Consider the following 17,646-nt stretch of genomic DNA (forward strand, 5'->3'; position numbering starts at 1 on the left):
GGACAGCAACTGTGGAGCACGACGGCACCATAAACTACGACGTGAGCGAGAACCACGGCCATGTCCCCGTCATGCGTGCTCGCATGGCCCAGTTGCTTGCCCCTGCTGTCGAGGCGGCAGGGGAGAATGCCGTCATCGTTGACGGTACCTTGGGCGCGGGTGGTCACAGCGAATATTTTCTCACCGCCTTTCCCTCCGTGCGCATCATTGGCGTGGACCGTGACTCTGCTTCGTTGAGCAGTGCTTCTCGACGTCTCCGCCCCTTCGCCGACCGTTTCGTGGGCGTCAACGCGCGTTTCGATGAGGTGGGCAGTGCTATCGCGGATGGGGAAGACGAGATCTTTTCCATCGCGCGGGAGCACGGCATAGCCGGGGCGCTATTTGATCTGGGTGTGTCCTCCATGCAGCTGGATCAGGTCGATCGCGGTTTTGCGTACAAGACTGACGCCCCGCTGGATATGCGCATGGACCCTCGCCAGGGAACGACCGCCGCCGACATTCTCAATACTTATAGTCACGGCGACTTGGCTCGCATCTTAAAGACCTATGGCGATGAGCGTTTCGCCGGCAAAATCGCATCCGCGGTTCTGCGGGAAAGGGAAAAGGAGCCTTTTAGCAACTCCGCGCGCTTAGTCGACTTGTTGTACGCCACCATCCCCGCAGCAACGCGCCGCACTGGTGGCCACCCGGCGAAGCGAACCTTTCAGGCACTGCGCGTTGAGGTTAACCGTGAGCTTGAGGCTATTGAGCAGGTTATCCCTGTGATTACGGATGCCTTGTCCATTGGCGGACGTGCGGTGTTTATGAGCTACCAGTCGCTCGAAGATCGCATTGTCAAGCATGCTTTCACCAAGCTCAGCACCTCGACCACTCCAGCGGGCCTGCCCATGGATTTGCCCGGGACCGCGGCGCATTATTCCGTGGTGACGCGTGGTGCGGAGAAGGCGAGCCAGGAAGAGATTGCGGAGAACCCGCGTGCGGCATCCGTCCGTGTACGCGCGCTCGAACGCCTTGAGGGGACACCGTCTTTTCATGAACCGGGAGGTAGGCCATGACGCTGAGAGACCGTACCGCACAGGCAACGCACCGCCGCGACCACGAGAGGACCCACACCATGGGCGCAAGCCGCGATTTCACCACTGGAGCCGATGCCACGGGCCAGGGAACCGCGCTGCTTGAACGGGGGCGTCGTACCACCCCGCTGCCGAGCCGCACCCCGCACCGCGGCACCGTTCCTACTCGCCGCGTTGGCTCCGGCCTGCGGGGAAGCCGCCTTGGCTCGAAGCAGGTCGTAAGCAATCGTGGGCGTCGTGTCGCACAGCCCACGCGGGTTAACGGCCTCTTCGCGCGCCTGTCCTTCACCGCCATTGCTCTGCTGATTACGGGTGTGGCCGCAGCCATGTGGCTGTCGGGCTTGTCTACGTCCCAGACCTTCAAGATTCAGGAGCTCACCGCCCAAGAATCCACGCTGGATAACCAGCTGGAAACCCTGAACCGAGACTTGGAAAACGTTCGTTCGGCCTCGGATGTCGCTCGCCGCGCCCACGAAGCCAAGATGGGCATTCCGGTCCAGCCGGGCGTTGTGGAGGTTGGCGCAGACGGCAACATCGAGCACAAGCGCGAGGCAACCCCGGATATGGAATCAGTCATCGATGTCAACGGTGAGCCGGTCCGCCCGGGGCAGGCTTCCAGTGACCCGAATGCGACGGCCAACATGTCCGACAACCTCAACGCCCGCCCGACGCTCAGCGAGCGCAACCGCGAAGGCGGAGGTGCCGCTACCACGGACGCGCATTCGGAGGATAGCCCCGAAGGCGGCCAGCCAGGGGAGGCGAGCGTTGAGCTGCCGGATATTCCGGCCCAGGCTCCCTATGCGGCGCGGGGATAGAATCTCCCTCCCGCTTCGCGCGTGCCTGCGTGGGCAGGCGGCGATAATAGGGCACAATTCGGGATGAGACTGTCTCTACCCCGCGCCAAGCGTGGGGCAAGACATTCAGCTGTTTACTTACCTACCCTCGCTGCAGACAGAAAGGTGACGTGTGACCCCACCACACTCCGGTGGCCGGCGCCCGAGGCGGGCTCCCGCCGCCCGTGCCGCTCAGCCACGCGGCGCCTCTCACCAACCACGGCAGCGCTACGACGCCGACCGCGTCGTTCCCGCGACCCGCTCCCGGAATCCACGTACCGGCAAGCCTTTCCTGAGTCAGCAAAAGACGATGCGCCAGCGCGTTCACGTCATTGCGGCGGTGATGCTCGTCATCATGCTGGCCTGGATGGGGCGCCTCGCCTGGGTGCAGATTGTATGGGGTCCAGACTTGGCAGCGAAGGCAGCAGCGCAGCGAACCCGCGTGTACGTCGACACCGCCGGACGGGGTGAGATCCTTGCACGCGATGGCCAACGTTTGGCCTACACCATGCGTGCTCGGTCATTGACCGTCTCACCGACTCGCCTGCGCGATGAGCTTCGTGAGCAGGAAGAGCAGAAGGCCACCGGGGAGGCCGAGTTTGAGTCCTTGGCTCCCGACGCGAAGAATTCCTACCTAGACAACAAAGTGACCGAGCGGCTCACCGAAATGTCGGAGGGGATTCCGAGCAAGCTGAAGGAGGCCGGAATCGATGCCGGCGACGTGGAACCGGAGCAGATTATGGACAAGCTCCGTGCCGACACCCAGTATGAGGTCCTCGTGCGCAATGTCGACCCAGATGTCGCGGTAGCTATTTCCGAGGAATACCACGGCCTTGCCGCCGATGAGCAGCAAATCCGCCAGTACCCCAACGGTGCTATCGCGGAGAACGTTATCGGCAAGGTGTCCATGGACGGCCAAGGCCAGTTTGGTTTCGAAGCCTCCGGTGATACCACCCTCACGGGTATTGATGGCAGCTCTACCGAAGACGTTTCGGCTAATGGCCAGGTGATTCCCGGTAGCCTCCGTGATCAGGTGCCCACCACTGACGGCAAAAATGTCACATTGACGCTGGATCTTGATTTGCAGACCTACGTGCAGCAGAAGCTGGAAAAGGCAAAGGCTAACTCGAAGGCGAAAAGCGCTGAGGCGGTCGTGCTGGATGCCGCTACCGGACAGGTCTTAGCCATGGCGAATACGGGGACGGTTGATCCGAACAAGGACATCGAAAAGCAGCTCCAGAAGGACAAGACCTTCGACAACCTGGCGGTCTCGCACCCCTTCGAGCCCGGCTCGGTGGCGAAGATTATTACTGCCGCCGCGACCATCGAGGAGGGTCTGACTGACCCGGATGAAGTTCTGCAGGTGCCCGGCTCCATCGACATGGCCGGCGTGACTGTTAATGATGCTTGGCCGCACGGCGTTGAGCCTTATACCACGACAGGCGTCTTCGGTAAGTCCTCGAACGTCGGAACGCTGATGTTGGCGGATCGACTTGGCCAAGATAAATACGCCGACTACCTGAAGAAGTTCGGACTCGGGCAGACCTCCGGAATCGAGCTGCCCAACGAGTCCCCGGGACTGGTTCCCGATCGTTCGCAGTGGTCCGGCGGTACCTTCGCTAACCTGCCCATCGGCCAGGGCCAGTCATGGACTGCCCTGCAGCTGGCGTCTGTTTACCAGGCCCTCGCCAACGACGGCGAGCGCATCGAGCCGCGCATCATTGATTCGATCACCGCGCCGGACGGGACGAAGGAAGAGCTGGAGGAGCCCGAGACCACCCGCGTGGTCAGCGCCGAAACCGCACGCACCGTCGTCGACATGTTCCGAGCGGTCTTCCAGGATGATCCGCAGGGCCTGAACAACGGTACCGCCGGCAACGCCAACATCGAGGGCTATCAGCTCTCCGGCAAGACCGGTACCGCGCAGAAAGTCGATGAGGACACTGGGGCTTATTCCAATTCCAAATACTGGATCACGTTTGCGGGCATTGCGCCTGCCGATGATCCCCGCTTCGTCGTCGCCGTCATGCTCGATGAGCCGGAATCCGGTGTCAACGACGATGGATCCGGCGGCCAATCAGCGGCCCCCGTTTTCAGCGATATCGCATCCTGGCTCCTTGACCGCGACAATATCCCGCCCTCCCCGCCAGCACCGCAACTGACTTTGCGCGCCGAGTAGTCAGCTCTCACACCGAAAAGCACATATCGAAAACCTAGAGACAGAGAAACAGAGAAGAGGAATCACCGTGACCAGCAGCACCACCCTGAAGCGCCTAGCAGAGATTTCTGGGGGCACAGTGATCGGGGATGCCTCGACTACCGTTAGGTCCTGTGGGCTGAACTCGGCAGCACTGCCGCCCGGTGGCCTGTTCGCGGCGCTTCCGGGCACACGGGTTCACGGCGCGCGCTTTGCCGCCGATACTAAGGCCGCAGCCATTCTCACTGACGCCGAAGGCCAGCGTATCCTCGACGACGCCGGAGAGAAGCGGCCGCTTCTTGTGGTGGAGGATATCCGCGCCATCCTCGGAGCCGTGTCCGCTGAGATTTATGGTCACCCCACGCAGAAACTCACCATCCTTGGAGTGACGGGCACCTCGGGTAAAACCACCACGAGTTACCTCCTCGAAGCAGGCCTCTTGCACGCGGGCTATTCAGTGGGTCTCATTGGTACGACGGGTACCCGCATTAACCGGGAGCCGGTCCCGACTTCCTTGACCACTCCGGAGGCGCCGACCTTGCAGGAGCTTTTTGCGCGCATGGTGTCTGAGGGAGTTACGCACGTGGTGATGGAGGTCTCCTCCCACGCGCTATCGCTAGGACGAGTCCAGGGAACGCGCTTCGACGTGGGTGGCTTTACGAACCTGAGCCAGGATCACCTGGACTTCCACCCGACGATGGAAGACTACTTTGAGGCCAAGGCCCTGCTTTTCGACGGCCCCCACGCCGCCGACCGCTCCGTCATCTGCGTCGATGACGAATGGGGACAGCGTATGGCGCAGCGCGCCGCAGCACGCCCGGTGATCCGGGTATCAACGACCTCGCAAGGAAGCGATGCCGATATCACTGGCCGTCAGCTCAGCACTGAGGTCACCGGTGCACAGCAGGTGGAACTAACGCTTGCCTCCGGTGAGCATGCCGGAACGTTTGAATTCCGCCTGCCTATGCCGGGTACCTTCAACATCGCCAATGCGGCTCTCGCCACAGGGATGGCCGCCGCTATTGGAATCGAGCCGCACGTCTTCCTCGAGGGTGTAGAGAAGGTGGCAGTCCCTGGGCGCATGGAGCGTGTTGACCGCGGCCAAGACTTTGTGGCTGTGGTGGATTACGCGCACAAGCCGGCTGCAATCGCGGCCGTTCTGGAGACCCTGCGCACGCAGTTGGAAGGCAGCACGGGCCGCATCGGCATCGTCGTCGGCGCGGGAGGTGACCGCGATTCCTCCAAGCGTCCGCTCATGGGAGCGGCCGCCGCGAAGGGCGCGGACCTTGTCGTCGTCACCGATGACAACCCCCGCACCGAAGACCCAGCATCGATCCGTGCAGCCGTGCTTGCGGGCGCCCAGGAGGCAAACCCAGCGGCTGATATCCGCGAGGTAGGCTCACGCGCCAAGGCCATTGATGAAGTCGTGGCGTGGGCGCAGCCGGGTGATGCCGTCATCGTTGTTGGCAAGGGGCACGAGGTAGGCCAGCTCATTGGCGATACCGTCCATCACTTCGATGACCGCGAAGAGATGGCTCGAGCTCTTGAAGCCGTGACTACTGCGACTACCCTGAGTACCGAAGAATCCAAGGAGCAAGCATGATTGCGTTAAGCCTCGCTGAGATCGCTGAGATCACGGGCGGCCGCCTGGATAGCGTCGATGATCCAAACACCCAGGTGACTGGTTTTGTCGAATTCGATTCTCGCAAGGTCACCCCAGGCAGCCTCTTTGTAGCGCTGCCCGGAGCCCGCGTGGATGGCCATGACTACGCCACCACCGCAATTGATAAAGGCGCCGTTGCCGTTTTGGCGGCGCGGCCGGTGGGTGTTCCGGCGATAGTCGTCGAACCCCACGGGCGCGTCGAGGGTGACGGTGCCAACGCGGATATTTACGCCAACGATACAGATGGGTCTGCGGCCGCCGTTGTCGCAGCGTTGTCTGCGATTGCTCGTGCAGTAACGCAGCGCCTTGCCGCAGAGCAGGAACTCACTATTGTCGGTGTTACCGGTTCGGCCGGCAAGACGTCTACCAAGGACCTCATTGCCACCATCTTCCGCGAGGTGGGGGAGACTGTCGCTCCGCCCGGCTCCTTCAATAATGAAATCGGGTTGCCCTATACGGCTCTGCGGTGCGATGAGCACACGCGCTACCTGGTGGCGGAGATGTCGGCCCGCGGCATCGGGCACATCCGTCACCTCACCGAAATCACCGCGCCGCGCGTTGGCGTGGTCCTGAACGTTGGTAGCGCGCACCTCGGCGAATTTGGCTCGCGCGAGAATATCGCTCAGGCCAAGGGAGAGTTGGTGGAGGCGCTGCCGAACGCGGAGGCAGGCGGCGTAGCCGTCCTTAACGCCGATGATCCTTTCGTCGCTGCCATGGCTCCACGCACGGAGGCCAAAGTGGTGTACTACTCCACGGAAAATCGTCGCGGAGGTGCCCCGGCAGCACAGTACTATGCCACCGACATCGTGCTCGATGACGTTGCTCGTCCCTCCTTTACCCTGCACAGCCCGGATGCCGAACCCGTTGCTGTGAAGCTCCAAGTCTTTGGCTCCCATCAGGTGTCTAATGCACTGGCCGCGGCCGCCGCAGCCATCGAGCTGGGGGTGTCGGCAGACACGGTGGCGGCTGCCCTGTCCGGCCACCGCCTCGCTTCCGAACACCGCATGGACGTGCGCACCCGCCGCGATGGCGTCACCGTCATCGATGACTCCTATAATGCCAACCCCGATTCGATGCGAGCGGCCATTGCCGCTTTGGCTTATACCGCAGCAGCGCGCCCCGACGCCCGTTCCATCGCGGTGCTGGGGGAGATGGGAGAACTCGGCAGCGATGCAGAGCAATCGCACCGCCAGCTCGGTGAGTTTTTGGCCAAGTACCACGTCGAGCACCTCATCGCGGTAGGGGAGAATCCCAACTGCCGGGCGATGGCCGAGGCCGCTGCGCAGCAAGGTATAAATACAGTGGTGTGCGCCGATGCCGCGGCCGCCGCACAGGCGGTGGACGGCATACTGCGCGTGGCCCCAGCAGGGGTCGATGATTGGGCTAGCCGTAACGTTAAGGATGTGGTCTTGATTAAGGCCTCCAATGCCCAACGTCTCTGGTTGGTCGCGGAACAGCTGAACCACAGCTAGCCGCTAGAAAGGACTTCAAGCTCGTGACTCAGATCATCATCGCTGGTGCGGTTAGCTTCCTCGTGGCGATCTTTACTACCCCGGTTCTTATCCGCTACTTCTCCGATACCGGCCGCGGACAAGAGATCCGCGAGGATGGCCCCAAGTCTCACCTGCGCAAGCGCGGTACGCCGACGATGGGTGGCCTTGCCATCCTCGCGGGCATCTTGGTGGCCTATGTTGTGGCTGGCCTCTATGGCCTGCTAACAGGGCATGAGGCCTTTACCGCCTCCGGCTTGCTGGTCCTCGGACTGACCTTAGGCTTGGGCGCGGTGGGCTTCGCGGATGACTTCATCAAACTCTTCCGCCACCGCAACCTCGGGCTCAATAAGACCGCCAAGCTAGTCAGCCAGCTCGTGCTGGCGCTGCTCTTCGGCTTCTTGGTTCTGCGTTTCCCCAACGATGCGGGGCTGACCCCAGGCTCCACCAAGCTATCCTTCATCCGCGACTTGAATACTTTCGACCTAGCTGTCGGCGGCACGGTCATCGGAACCATCGTGTTCTTGATCTTCATGTACATCCTTATTGCGGCGTGGTCGAACGCGGTGAACCTCACCGACGGCCTCGACGGCCTCGCGGCGGGCGTTACCGCGATTGTCATGGGCTCTTATTCGCTGATGACCTTCTGGCAGTTCCGCTATTCCTGCGCCACTAACTTTGCTGCCGGGTGCTACCAGGTGCGCGATCCGCTCGACCTCGCCGTGCTTGCGGCCGCAGGACTGGGCGGCTGCCTGGGCTTCCTCTGGTGGAATGCCGCGCCCGCCAAAATCTTCATGGGAGACACCGGGTCCTTGGCACTCGGTGGTTTGGTCGCGGGTATTTCCGTTACCAGCCGTACCGAGCTACTTATGATCATCATCGGTGCCCTGTTCGTCATCGAAACGGTCTCCGTTGTAATCCAAATCGTGGTCTTCCACTCCACCGGAAAGCGCTTCTTCCGTATGGCGCCGATCCACCACCACTTTGAGAACGGTGGTTGGGCGGAAACGGCCGTCGTTGTCCGCTTCTGGCTTCTGGCTGCCATGGCGGCGATGGCCGGCGTGGCAATCTTCTACGGTGATTGGCTCACCGCCTCCGGCATAGGAGTAGGGGCATGACGCGCCCAGACTTCCTCTCCGGCCGCGTCCTCATCGCCGGCGCTGGCGTCTCTGGCCGCGGGTGCGCGGCAGTCCTTTCCCGCTTGGGCGTGGACTTAACGGTGGCCGATGGCAACGCGGACTCCCGCAGCCGTATCGCTGCAGAGTTGGGCGTTGCCACCGTGGACACTTCCGCGGTGGACTTAGCTGAGTACTCGCTCGTCGTCACCTCGCCGGGGTGGCGGCCAGATTCACCGCTGCTCGCCGCTGCAGCCTCCCGCGGCCTTGAGGTGATCGGCGATGTGGAGTTGGCCTACCGCCTCGACCAAGCAGAAGTTTTTGGTGCCCCGCGCCGTTGGCTCGCGATCACCGGCACCAACGGCAAAACCACGACCACCGGCATGCTCGCTGCCATCATGGCTGCTGACGAGCAACGCTCCGGACAGCGCGCCCAAGCCGTAGGCAATATCGGCGTGTCATCTTTTGATGCCTTGGCCGCTGAGCCCCGTGTGGACATCCTCGTAGCGGAGCTTTCATCCTTCCAATTGCACTGGTCCTCCCAGCTACGCCCAGAAGTCGGAGCTCTGCTTAACCTCGCGGACGACCACCTGGATTGGCATGGCTCCTTCGAAGCCTATGCCGCAGACAAGGCCAAGATTCTGTGCGGAGAGCATGCCGTCTACGGCAAGGAAGATGAGCGCGTTCGAGCGCTCGCTGCCTCTCTTCCCGGCGCAACCGCTTTCAGCCATGCCGAGCCCGCTGCAGGTGAAGTGGGCGTGAGCACCGGTAGCCTCCTCGTCAACGAGGTGGCAGGGATGAAGTCCGTCGTGGTAGACGATGCCCCCACCATCCAACCCGCCGGTCTGGCCGGAGTGCTGGATGCCGCTGCCGCGTCGGCGGTCGCGGCTGTCGCCGGTGCTCAGCCGGAATCCATTGCCGAAGGACTTGGCTCCTACGTGGTGGCTGGCCACCGCGGGGAGATTGTTCACCGCCATGCTGGCGTGACCTACATCGACAATTCCAAGGCGACGAACCCACATGCCGCGGAGGTCGCTATGCGCGGCTTGGACTCCGTGGTGTGGGTGGCCGGCGGCCAACTGAAGGGCGCTGATGTCTCGGAACTGTTGCGCACCTATGCCGCGCGGCTGAAGGCGGCGGTTCTGGTGGGCGTCGACAAGCATGTGCTTGCCCAAGCCCTCGTGAAGGCAGCGCCACATGTACCCGTCGTCATCGTGGATAGCAACGATCCGGAAGCCGCAATGGAACAGGCAGTGTCCGCCGCCGTGCAACACGCCGACGCCGGCGATACCGTGCTTTTAGCACCCGCTGCGGCATCGTTGGACATGTACACCGGTATGGGCCAGCGCGGCGATATCTTTGCCGCCGCTGCCCGCCGCCTCGCCCGCTAGCGCTAGGAGCACCCGTGACCGCCACCAGCACCCAGAAGCCACAACGCACGCTGGGATACCACCTGCGTGACCTCCGCGAGCGCCTCCGCGCCTACCCCGGGCTTGACTATTTAATGCTGCGCATCGCCATATTTTCGCTCATCGGCATCGGCGTGCTCATGGCCTTCTCCTCATCGATGGCGACGTCGCTGTCGGAGACCGATAGCCCGTGGTCTGCTGCACTGCGCCAGTGCGTGCTCGTTATCGCCGGCCTCATCGTGTTTTGGATTGGCCTGCGCATGTCGCCCCGCACGCTCCGGGCACTCGTGCCGTGGTTTCTGGGGCTATCCATCCTGCTTCTTATCCTCGTCCTCGTGCCCGGCATTGGTACCGGTCGTGTGGAGGTCGGTTCACAGTCCTGGATCATGCTGCCTGGTGGCGTGGCTTTCCAGCCCTCTGAGTTCGCCCGTGTGGCCGTGGGCATGTACGGCGCTTCAGCGCTGGCGGATAAAACGCACCGTTCGATGCGCCTGACGGACCCTTTCATGATGTACTCCATCATCGCCGGCATCATGTTCGTGCTGATTGTGGCCCAAGGCGATCTCGGCATGGGTGTCTCCTTCGCCCTCATCGTCGTGTTCACTCTGGTCTTCGCCGGTGTGGACTGGCGTGTTCCGACCGTCGTCGGTGTCTTCGGCGCCATCGGCATGGTCACCGTCTTCTTGGCCGGCGGCTTCCGTTCGCACCGCTTCCACACTTATTTCGATGCGCTGCGCGGCAATATCGAGGACACACAAGGAACCGGTTTCCAGGCTTACCAGGGCTTCCTTTCGCTTGCCGACGGCGGCTTCTGGGGCGTTGGCCTCGGCCAGTCACGCGCCAAGTGGTTCTACCTCCCAGAGGCGAAGAATGACTTCGTCTTCGCCATCATTGGGGAGGAATTGGGCCTATGGGGCGGTGCCTTGGTCATCGGGCTGTTCGCCGTACTGGGCTACTTCGGGCTGCGGGCGGCAACACGCGCCCAGGACCAATTCCAGTCCCTGCTGGCCGCCACGTTGGCGGTGGGTGTTGTCGTGCAGGCATTCATTAACATTGGCTACGTGATCGGCGTGCTGCCGGTGACGGGTATTCAGCTGCCGATGATTTCTGCGGGTGGTACGGCCGCGGTGATCACGATTGGCTCGATGGGCCTGCTGTGCAATGTGGCGCGCCACGAGCCGCTGCAGGTTTCCGCCATGCAGAACTTTGGGCGCCCGCTATTCGACCGTATCTTCTTTATCCCCGAACCTACGCCGCCCAATGAGCGTCGCGGCGGGGCACACCGGGCCCCGCGTGAACGAGGGGAGGGCACGCGCTCCCAGCGCGCGCACCGCGACCGCTCCCAGCGCCATGTTGAGCGCAGCCGCGAGGAAAGATTTGGGCGTGCAGTAACGGGACGCTCGTCGCGCTCGCAGACGCCGCAGGGGGAACAGCGGCGGGAGTATCGCCGGGAGTATCGGCGCGGCGAGCGACGGTAAGAAAGCGCGGCGCTGGTAGCGTGTAGTGCATGAATGACACGCCGATTTCCGTCGTCATCGCAGGTGGCGGCACCGCCGGACACATCGAACCAGCGCTCGCGGTGGGGGAGGAGCTGCGCCAGCGCCATGGCGCGCGGGTGACCGCTCTAGGAACCCCACGAGGTTTGGAAAGTGATATCGTGCCGGCGCGTGGCGTCGATTTGCGCATGATTACGCCGGTCCCAGTCCCACGCAAGATCAACGCCGATGCCGCGAAGCTGCCGTGGCGGGTCCTCAAGTCTGTCCGGGAAACCCGCGCGGTTCTGAAGGACGTCGGGGCCAATGTGGTTTTTGGTACTGGAGGATACGTCGCTGCGCCGGCCTATCTGGCGGCGAAGTCTCTGGGTATCCCGTTCTTCGTGCTCGAGACGAATGCTCTGGCTGGCATGGCCAACAAGCTGGGGGTGCGCCTCGGGGGCACGGGCATCAACGCGCAGGAAGGCTCAGGTATGCCCGGCGAGGTCCTGGGAATTCCCGTGCGGCCGGGAATGGGTGAGGATCCCGACGGCGCAAAGGCGGCGGATGCGCGCCAGAACTGGAACCTCGACGCGTATCGCCCGACAATCGTGGTGACCGGCGGTTCACAGGGAGCAGTGAGCATCAACACTGCCGTGGCCGGCGCGCTCGATGACCTGTGCCGAGACTTCCAAGTGCTGCACGCCTATGGCAAAAAGAACGAGGCACCGGCTGAGCACGAGCACTACACCGCGGTGCCCTATATCGATGACATGGCTGGCGCTTTGGCCGTTGCTGACCTCATGATCTGCCGTTCCGGAGCGATGACGGTGGCAGAGGTCTCCGCGGCCGGTCTGCCCGCACTCTATGTGCCGCTGCCGCACGGCAATGGCGAGCAGGCTCTGAACTCGCGCGCGCTGGTGGAATCCGGCGCCGCGGTCCAAGTTCCGGACGCCGAATTGACCTCGGAGCGCCTCGTTGCCGAAGTTCGCGCTATCCTTGACCACCCCGAAACTTTGACGGCCATGCGTACTGCCGCTGACGCCAGCACAGCCGGCGAGGTTGCAGCTATCATCGCTGACCGCATCGCGCAGCGTGTCGCCGCCGAGAACCGCGGCTAGACGCACAGTACAGGTTAATGAAAGAAGGATTTTTCACCATGACTGATACCCCTGCCACCACGGACCTGTCCCGCGTCCACTTCGTCGGTATCGGCGGCTCCGGCATGTCCGGTCTCGCACGTATTCTGGTTAGTCGGGGCGCGGTCGTCGCCGGCTCGGACGTTAAGAAATCGACGGCTGTCGACGTCCTCCGCACGATGGGTGCGCACATCGCCATCGGCCATGGCGCTGAAAACCTTGACCTGACTGGTGATAAGCCAACCGTGGTCGTGACCTCCTTCGCCGCCATCCCACACGACAATCCCGAGCTCATTGCTGCGCGCGAGGCCGGAATCCCGGTCATCCGTCGATCAGATCTGCTGGCTGAGCTGATGGACGGCCACCGCCAGGTCCTGCTGGCTGGTACTCATGGAAAAACTTCGACTACCTCCATGGCGGTGTCCGCGCTGCAGCAGGCGGGCCTCGACCCCTCCTTCGCCATCGGTGGCCAGCTCAACCGTGCCGGAACCAACGCGCACGGCGGCACGGGTGATGCTTTCATTGCAGAAGCCGATGAATCCGATGCTTCACTACTGCGCTACAGCCCCTACGTGGCGGTGATTACCAATATCGAGCCGGATCACCTGGATTATTTCGGCACCGCGGAAAGCTACTTTCAGGTCTTCGATGATTTTGCAGACCGCGTTGTTGAGGGCGGCTACTTGGTAGTTTGCCTTGAAGACGCTCAGGCGGCCGCTACCGGCGAACGCGCAGCACAGCGTGGTATTCAGGTGCTGGGTTACGGCGCACGCAGTGCGGTAGGCGAAGATTCTTCCGTGCCCCTCGCAGCGGAGATTCTGGAGGAAACCGTCTCCGCCGCCGGCGCGCACGTCCGCGTTCGCTTGGCCCTGCCGGGGCAGGCGCCGCAGGAGTTGTCTTATGACTTGCACGTCCCCGGGCATCACATGGTGCTCAACTCGGCGGCCGCGCTGTTGGCCGGCACGCTGGCCGGCGGAGACCCAGCGGAACTGGCCGCGGGCCTGACCGACTTTACGGGCGTGCGCCGCCGCTTCGAGTACCGCGGCAGCGAGCGCGGAATCCGCGTCTTCGACGATTATGCGCACCACCCTACGGAGGTATCCGCGGTACTTAACGCGGCCCGTGCGAAGGCGGATGCGGAGGATGAGGGGGCGCGTGTTATCGCCTGCTTCCAGCCGCATCTGTACTCCCGGACAATGAAGTTCGACGCAGAGTTTGCTCAGGCCTTGGCGCTTGCCGACGCCGCCGTCGTCCTCGACATCTACGGAGCCCGCGAGCAACCGGTTGAAGGAATTACCTCCCGCATCATCACCGATAAGATGCCGGAGGACATGCCGGTCATCTTCGAACCCGATTTCTCCGAAGCCGCTGGCGATGTCATTTCCCTGGCACAGCCCGGTGATATCGTCCTCACGATTGGTGCGGGCACGGTTACCTACGTAGCCGGTGAGATTTTGTCCGAGCTGGGACGCAACGATGAGGCGGAAGAGCCGAAGGAACCGAATGTCTAAAAAGACTGGGGCGCTCGCGGTGGGCGTGGTGCTACTTGTAGCGGTCATCGCTGCAGCCGCAGTGTGGCTTTTTCCTATCCTCACGGTGAAATCCTTCGAGGTGGTGGGAAACGATCACGTTGCTGCTGAGGATGTGGAGCAAGCTAGTGGTGTCGCCAAGGGCTCGAACCTTGCGCGCTTGGATGCTCGCGAGGCCGCGCAGGGCGTGGCGTCGCTCCCGTGGGTAGAAAGCGCGACGGTATCGCGGGCATTCCCGTCGACGGTGCACATTGAGATCACCGAACATGAGGCAGTGGCCTTTGTTCGCAATGGTGGCACGACGGTGTTGGTAGATAATCACGGTAAGGAATTTGTGGAAGATGAAGCACCACCCGAGGCCGTGGAGCTGACCGGTAGCACAGACTCCGGCTCCCCAGAGATGCAGGCGGCCGTCGAGGCCGTTGCAGCCCTCCCCGCGCCGATTCGGGAGAAGGTGACGACCCTCGAGATCGCAGACAGGTATTCGCTGACTTTCCACACAAAGGATGAGAAAACCATCTTTTGGGGGGCATCCGAAGACAATAAAAACAAGGCGATTGCTTTCGAAGATGTGCTCAAGCTTGAGGGCGAATCCTGGAACATTTCTAACCCGTCGCTGGTGACTCGCCGCTAGGGGCGTCGCGAGTGGGACGGGTGGGGCGCTTGTTAAGAAAACCGCATGTCAGCAACCCTAAAGTAGAGGTTGAGGGTACCGACACGCGGCAAAATGTGCGCCGAAATTACCCCGTTGTCGTTAAAGATGGATGTAACCGCCTCTCACGAAAAGAGGCGCCTCCTCGTTTACATTAAAACCTTATTCGAAAGGCAAGAGACCCTCGTATGATCTCATCTAGCAACAATCTCGCGGACATCAAGGTCGTCGGCGTCGGCGGCGGCGGTGTCAACGCTGTCAACCGCATGATCGAAGAAGGGCTCAAGGGAGTCCAGTTCGTGGCGATCAACACCGATTCCCAGGCGCTGATTTTCTCGGATGCGGATACCAAGCTCGACATCGGACGCGAGGCCACCCGCGGCCTCGGCGCCGGCGCTAACCCGGAGGTAGGAAAGACCTCCGCGGAGGATCACAAGACCGAAATCGAAGACGCCCTCCAAGGCTCCGACATGGTCTTCGTCACCGCTGGCGAGGGCGGCGGAACCGGTACCGGCGCAGCCCCTGTCGTTGCCTCCATCGCAAAGAAGATGGGCGCTCTGACCGTCGGTGTCGTTACCCGCCCGTTCAAGTTCGAGGGCGCGCGCCGCACCCGTCAGGCCATGGCCGGCATCGAAGAGCTGCGCGAGGTCTGCGATACCCTCATCGTTATTCCGAATGATCGCCTCATGCAGCTGGGCGGCGAGGAGCTGTCTATCGTCGAAGCCTTCCGCGCCGCCGACGAAGTCCTGCACAATGGTGTGCAGGGTATTACCAACCTCATCACCATCCCGGGCATGATCAACGTCGACTTTGCGGACGTTCGCTCCGTCATGTCCGACGCCGGTTCCGCCCTCATGGGCATCGGTTTTGCTCGCGGGGATAACCGCGCGCTCAACGCTGCTGAGCAGGCCATTAACTCCCCGCTGCTGGAGTCCACCATGGAGGGCGCCAAGGGCGTTCTGCTGTCTATCGCTGGTGGCTCCGACCTGGGCCTCCACGAAGTCAACGCGGCTGCCTCCATGGTGGAGGAGCGCGCCGACGAGGACGCCAACATCATCTTCGGCACCATCATCGATGACAACCTTGGAGACGAAGTCCGCGTTACCATTATCGCCACCGGCTTCGACGCGCAGGCCAATATGACCTCCCAGCCGGCGCAGTCTGGCCAGGCACAGCAGCAAGGTTCGGAGGCTACCCCGGCCGCACGCCCGGGTTCCCTCTTCGAGAACCGTGCTGAAGCACAGCCTGAGAGCCCCGCCGCGCCGCGCACCGAGGCCCCGCGCGAAGAGTACACCCGTGCCGAGCCGCAGCGAGCTGAGTCCCAGCGCATCGGCCGCGAGGAGTACACCCCGCGCCACTCCTACGAGCGCGAGCAGCCGGCTGAGCCAGCCCCGTCGAGCGGACTGTTTACCACCTCGGATCGCTTCCGTGGCGAAGAGTACCGCCGTGGTGCCGATGACGAGTACCGCCTCTCGCGCCCCGCTGAGCGCAACAGCCGTGACTTCGATGACGATGGCGACGACGATCTCGACGTGCCGTCCTTCATGCGCTAGTCCCCGCCAGCTACTCTGGAGTGCATGCCAGTAAACGAGGAAGCACACGCAGCACGACGCCCCGTCCGCATGGTGTTTACAACCCGTGCTGGCGGGGCGTCGTCGTCCCCCTATGACTCTTTCAACTTAGGCGATCACGTCGGCGATGACTCCGCCGCTGTGGCCGCCAATCGCGAGAGACTTCTCCGAGCAACGGGATTAGAGGACATCGTGTGGATGGAGCAGCTGCACACCAATACCGTGACGGTCGTGGGCGCCGAACACCGCGGCGCGAAGGAGCCCGTGCCGGCCACCGATGCGGTGGTGACCACCGAAAAACGCCTGGGGTTGGGCGTGCTCGTGGCTGATTGCACGCCGGTGCTGCTTGTCGACGTCTCCGCGGGCGTCATCGGTGCCGCCCACGCCGGGCGTCTGGGCGCGCGCAATGGAATCGTTCGGAACACGGTCAACGCGATGATTGAGCTGGGGGCTACCCCTTCGTCGATCCAGGTGCTTATGGGGCCGGCCGCTTCTGGGCGTAACTATGAGGTTCCGGAGCAGATGGCGGAGGACGTCGAGAAGCACCTGCCCGGCTCCAAGACCCGCACGGCGTCGGGTACCTGGGGCGTCGACGTGCGCGCCGGTGTGATTCGCCAGCTGATGGGCATGGGAGTCACGGCCATTGAGTCGGACCCACGCTGCACGATTGAGGACACAGATTTCTTTTCATATCGCCGCGAGGGCGTTACTGGACGCCAAGCCGGCGTGATTTGGTTGGAGGATTAATGACTAATAACAACACCGCGCGCCGCGAAGAATTGCGGGCCGGCCTGGCGCGCACCCGTTCGGATATTCACCGCTTTGCTGAGGCCGCTGGCCGCCCCGCCCCGCAGCTGCTGCCTGTGACGAAGTTTCACCCGGCCGAAGACATCGCGCTGCTAGCGGAGCTAGGGGTAACGGATGTGGCGGAAAATCGCGAGCAGGAGGCCCGCGCCAAGGCGGAGGCCTTGCCCGAGATGCGGTTCCACATGATCGGCCAAGTACAGACCAAGAAAGCGAACCACGTGGCCCGGTGGGCGCATAGTGTTCACTCGCTTGACTCAGAAAAACTCGCCAGAGTACTCGACCGCGGCGTGGCTCTTGCCCAGGAGCGCGGCCAGCGTGAGGACACGCTTCCGGTCTATATTCAGGTCTCCGCCGACGGTGATACCGCGCGTGGTGGCTGCCCGCTAGAGGGGGTATCCGCTCTGGTGGATCTGGTCGAAGATCTGGAGAACCTGCAGCTGTGTGGCTTCATGGTGGTTCCACCGCTGGAGAGCGATCCGGCGGAGGTTTTCACCCAGGTGAGGGCGCTGACGGATGAGGTGGCGGCCAAGCTTGGGCGAGACCTGAAAATGTCCGCCGGAATGAGCGCTGACATGGAGCCGGCGATTGCATCTGGAACAGATGTCGTGCGTGTCGGAACCGGAATTATGGGAGAGCGCCCGCTAGGTTAATTGTCATTGTAAAAGTGCATTATAAGACAGCAAATGAACAGCACAC

The 17,646-nt window shown here is 62.6% G+C and carries 14 protein-coding genes; all 14 read left to right on the forward strand.

Annotated elements, in window-relative coordinates:
- The first annotated feature begins 11 nt into the window (after window positions 1-11).
- The 14 genes from rsmH (at window position 12) to HMPREF3147_RS05010 (ending at window position 17,600) form a co-directional block, all read left to right on the forward strand.
- Window positions 12-1,055, forward strand: a complete 1,044-nt coding sequence (gene rsmH / locus HMPREF3147_RS04945; RefSeq protein WP_070445266.1) for a 16S rRNA (cytosine(1402)-N(4))-methyltransferase RsmH — start codon at window positions 12-14, stop codon at window positions 1,053-1,055.
- Window positions 1,052-1,888 carry a cell division protein FtsL gene (locus tag HMPREF3147_RS04950; protein ID WP_070445269.1) on the forward strand — a complete coding sequence of 279 codons (837 nt, stop codon included), beginning with the start codon at window positions 1,052-1,054 and terminating at the stop codon, window positions 1,886-1,888. Before rsmH ends, HMPREF3147_RS04950 begins: the two co-directional genes overlap by 4 nt.
- 328 nt (window positions 1,889-2,216) lie before the next feature.
- The gene (locus tag HMPREF3147_RS04955) at window positions 2,217-4,085 is read left to right on the forward strand and encodes a peptidoglycan D,D-transpeptidase FtsI family protein (protein ID WP_070445273.1); all 1,869 of its coding nucleotides are present in this window, start codon (window positions 2,217-2,219) and stop codon (window positions 4,083-4,085) included.
- Between the two features lie 67 nt (window positions 4,086-4,152).
- Window positions 4,153-5,706, forward strand: coding sequence for a UDP-N-acetylmuramoyl-L-alanyl-D-glutamate--2,6-diaminopimelate ligase (locus HMPREF3147_RS04960; RefSeq protein ID WP_070445276.1), 1,554 nt, complete (start codon window positions 4,153-4,155; stop codon window positions 5,704-5,706).
- The gene (gene murF / locus HMPREF3147_RS04965; protein ID WP_070445279.1) at window positions 5,703-7,238 is read left to right on the forward strand and encodes a UDP-N-acetylmuramoyl-tripeptide--D-alanyl-D-alanine ligase; all 1,536 of its coding nucleotides are present in this window, start codon (window positions 5,703-5,705) and stop codon (window positions 7,236-7,238) included. The genes HMPREF3147_RS04960 and murF overlap by 4 nt, the downstream gene beginning before the upstream one ends.
- 23 nt (window positions 7,239-7,261) lie before the next feature.
- On the forward strand, window positions 7,262-8,374 hold the full coding sequence (gene mraY, locus HMPREF3147_RS04970; RefSeq protein ID WP_070445282.1) for a phospho-N-acetylmuramoyl-pentapeptide-transferase: 1,113 nt from the start codon (window positions 7,262-7,264) through the stop codon (window positions 8,372-8,374).
- Complete coding sequence (gene murD, locus HMPREF3147_RS04975) at window positions 8,371-9,762, forward strand: UDP-N-acetylmuramoyl-L-alanine--D-glutamate ligase (RefSeq protein WP_070445285.1); 1,392 nt, start codon at window positions 8,371-8,373, stop codon at window positions 9,760-9,762. The genes mraY and murD overlap by 4 nt, the downstream gene beginning before the upstream one ends.
- A 14-nt stretch (window positions 9,763-9,776) precedes the next feature.
- On the forward strand, window positions 9,777-11,258 hold the full coding sequence (locus HMPREF3147_RS04980; protein ID WP_070445288.1) for an FtsW/RodA/SpoVE family cell cycle protein: 1,482 nt from the start codon (window positions 9,777-9,779) through the stop codon (window positions 11,256-11,258).
- 29 nt (window positions 11,259-11,287) lie between these two features.
- Entirely contained in the window at window positions 11,288-12,373 is a 1,086-nt protein-coding gene (murG, locus tag HMPREF3147_RS04985; RefSeq protein ID WP_070445291.1) for an undecaprenyldiphospho-muramoylpentapeptide beta-N-acetylglucosaminyltransferase, read from the forward strand.
- Between the two features lie 38 nt (window positions 12,374-12,411).
- The gene (gene murC / locus HMPREF3147_RS04990) at window positions 12,412-13,902 is read left to right on the forward strand and encodes a UDP-N-acetylmuramate--L-alanine ligase (protein WP_070445293.1); all 1,491 of its coding nucleotides are present in this window, start codon (window positions 12,412-12,414) and stop codon (window positions 13,900-13,902) included.
- On the forward strand, window positions 13,895-14,554 hold the full coding sequence (locus tag HMPREF3147_RS04995) for a cell division protein FtsQ/DivIB (RefSeq protein WP_083276441.1): 660 nt from the start codon (window positions 13,895-13,897) through the stop codon (window positions 14,552-14,554). Before murC ends, HMPREF3147_RS04995 begins: the two co-directional genes overlap by 8 nt.
- Before the next feature lie 206 nt (window positions 14,555-14,760).
- Window positions 14,761-16,125, forward strand: a complete 1,365-nt coding sequence (ftsZ, locus tag HMPREF3147_RS05000; protein ID WP_070445299.1) for a cell division protein FtsZ — start codon at window positions 14,761-14,763, stop codon at window positions 16,123-16,125.
- 24 nt (window positions 16,126-16,149) lie between these two features.
- Window positions 16,150-16,890, forward strand: coding sequence for a peptidoglycan editing factor PgeF (gene pgeF, locus HMPREF3147_RS05005; RefSeq protein WP_070445302.1), 741 nt, complete (start codon window positions 16,150-16,152; stop codon window positions 16,888-16,890).
- On the forward strand, window positions 16,890-17,600 hold the full coding sequence (locus tag HMPREF3147_RS05010; protein WP_070445305.1) for a YggS family pyridoxal phosphate-dependent enzyme: 711 nt from the start codon (window positions 16,890-16,892) through the stop codon (window positions 17,598-17,600). Before pgeF ends, HMPREF3147_RS05010 begins: the two co-directional genes overlap by 1 nt.
- Window positions 17,601-17,646 lie beyond the last annotated feature (46 nt).

The sequence above is a fragment of the Corynebacterium sp. HMSC05D03 genome (assembly GCF_001807205.1).
GTDB classification, from domain to species: domain Bacteria; phylum Actinomycetota; class Actinomycetes; order Mycobacteriales; family Mycobacteriaceae; genus Corynebacterium; species Corynebacterium aurimucosum.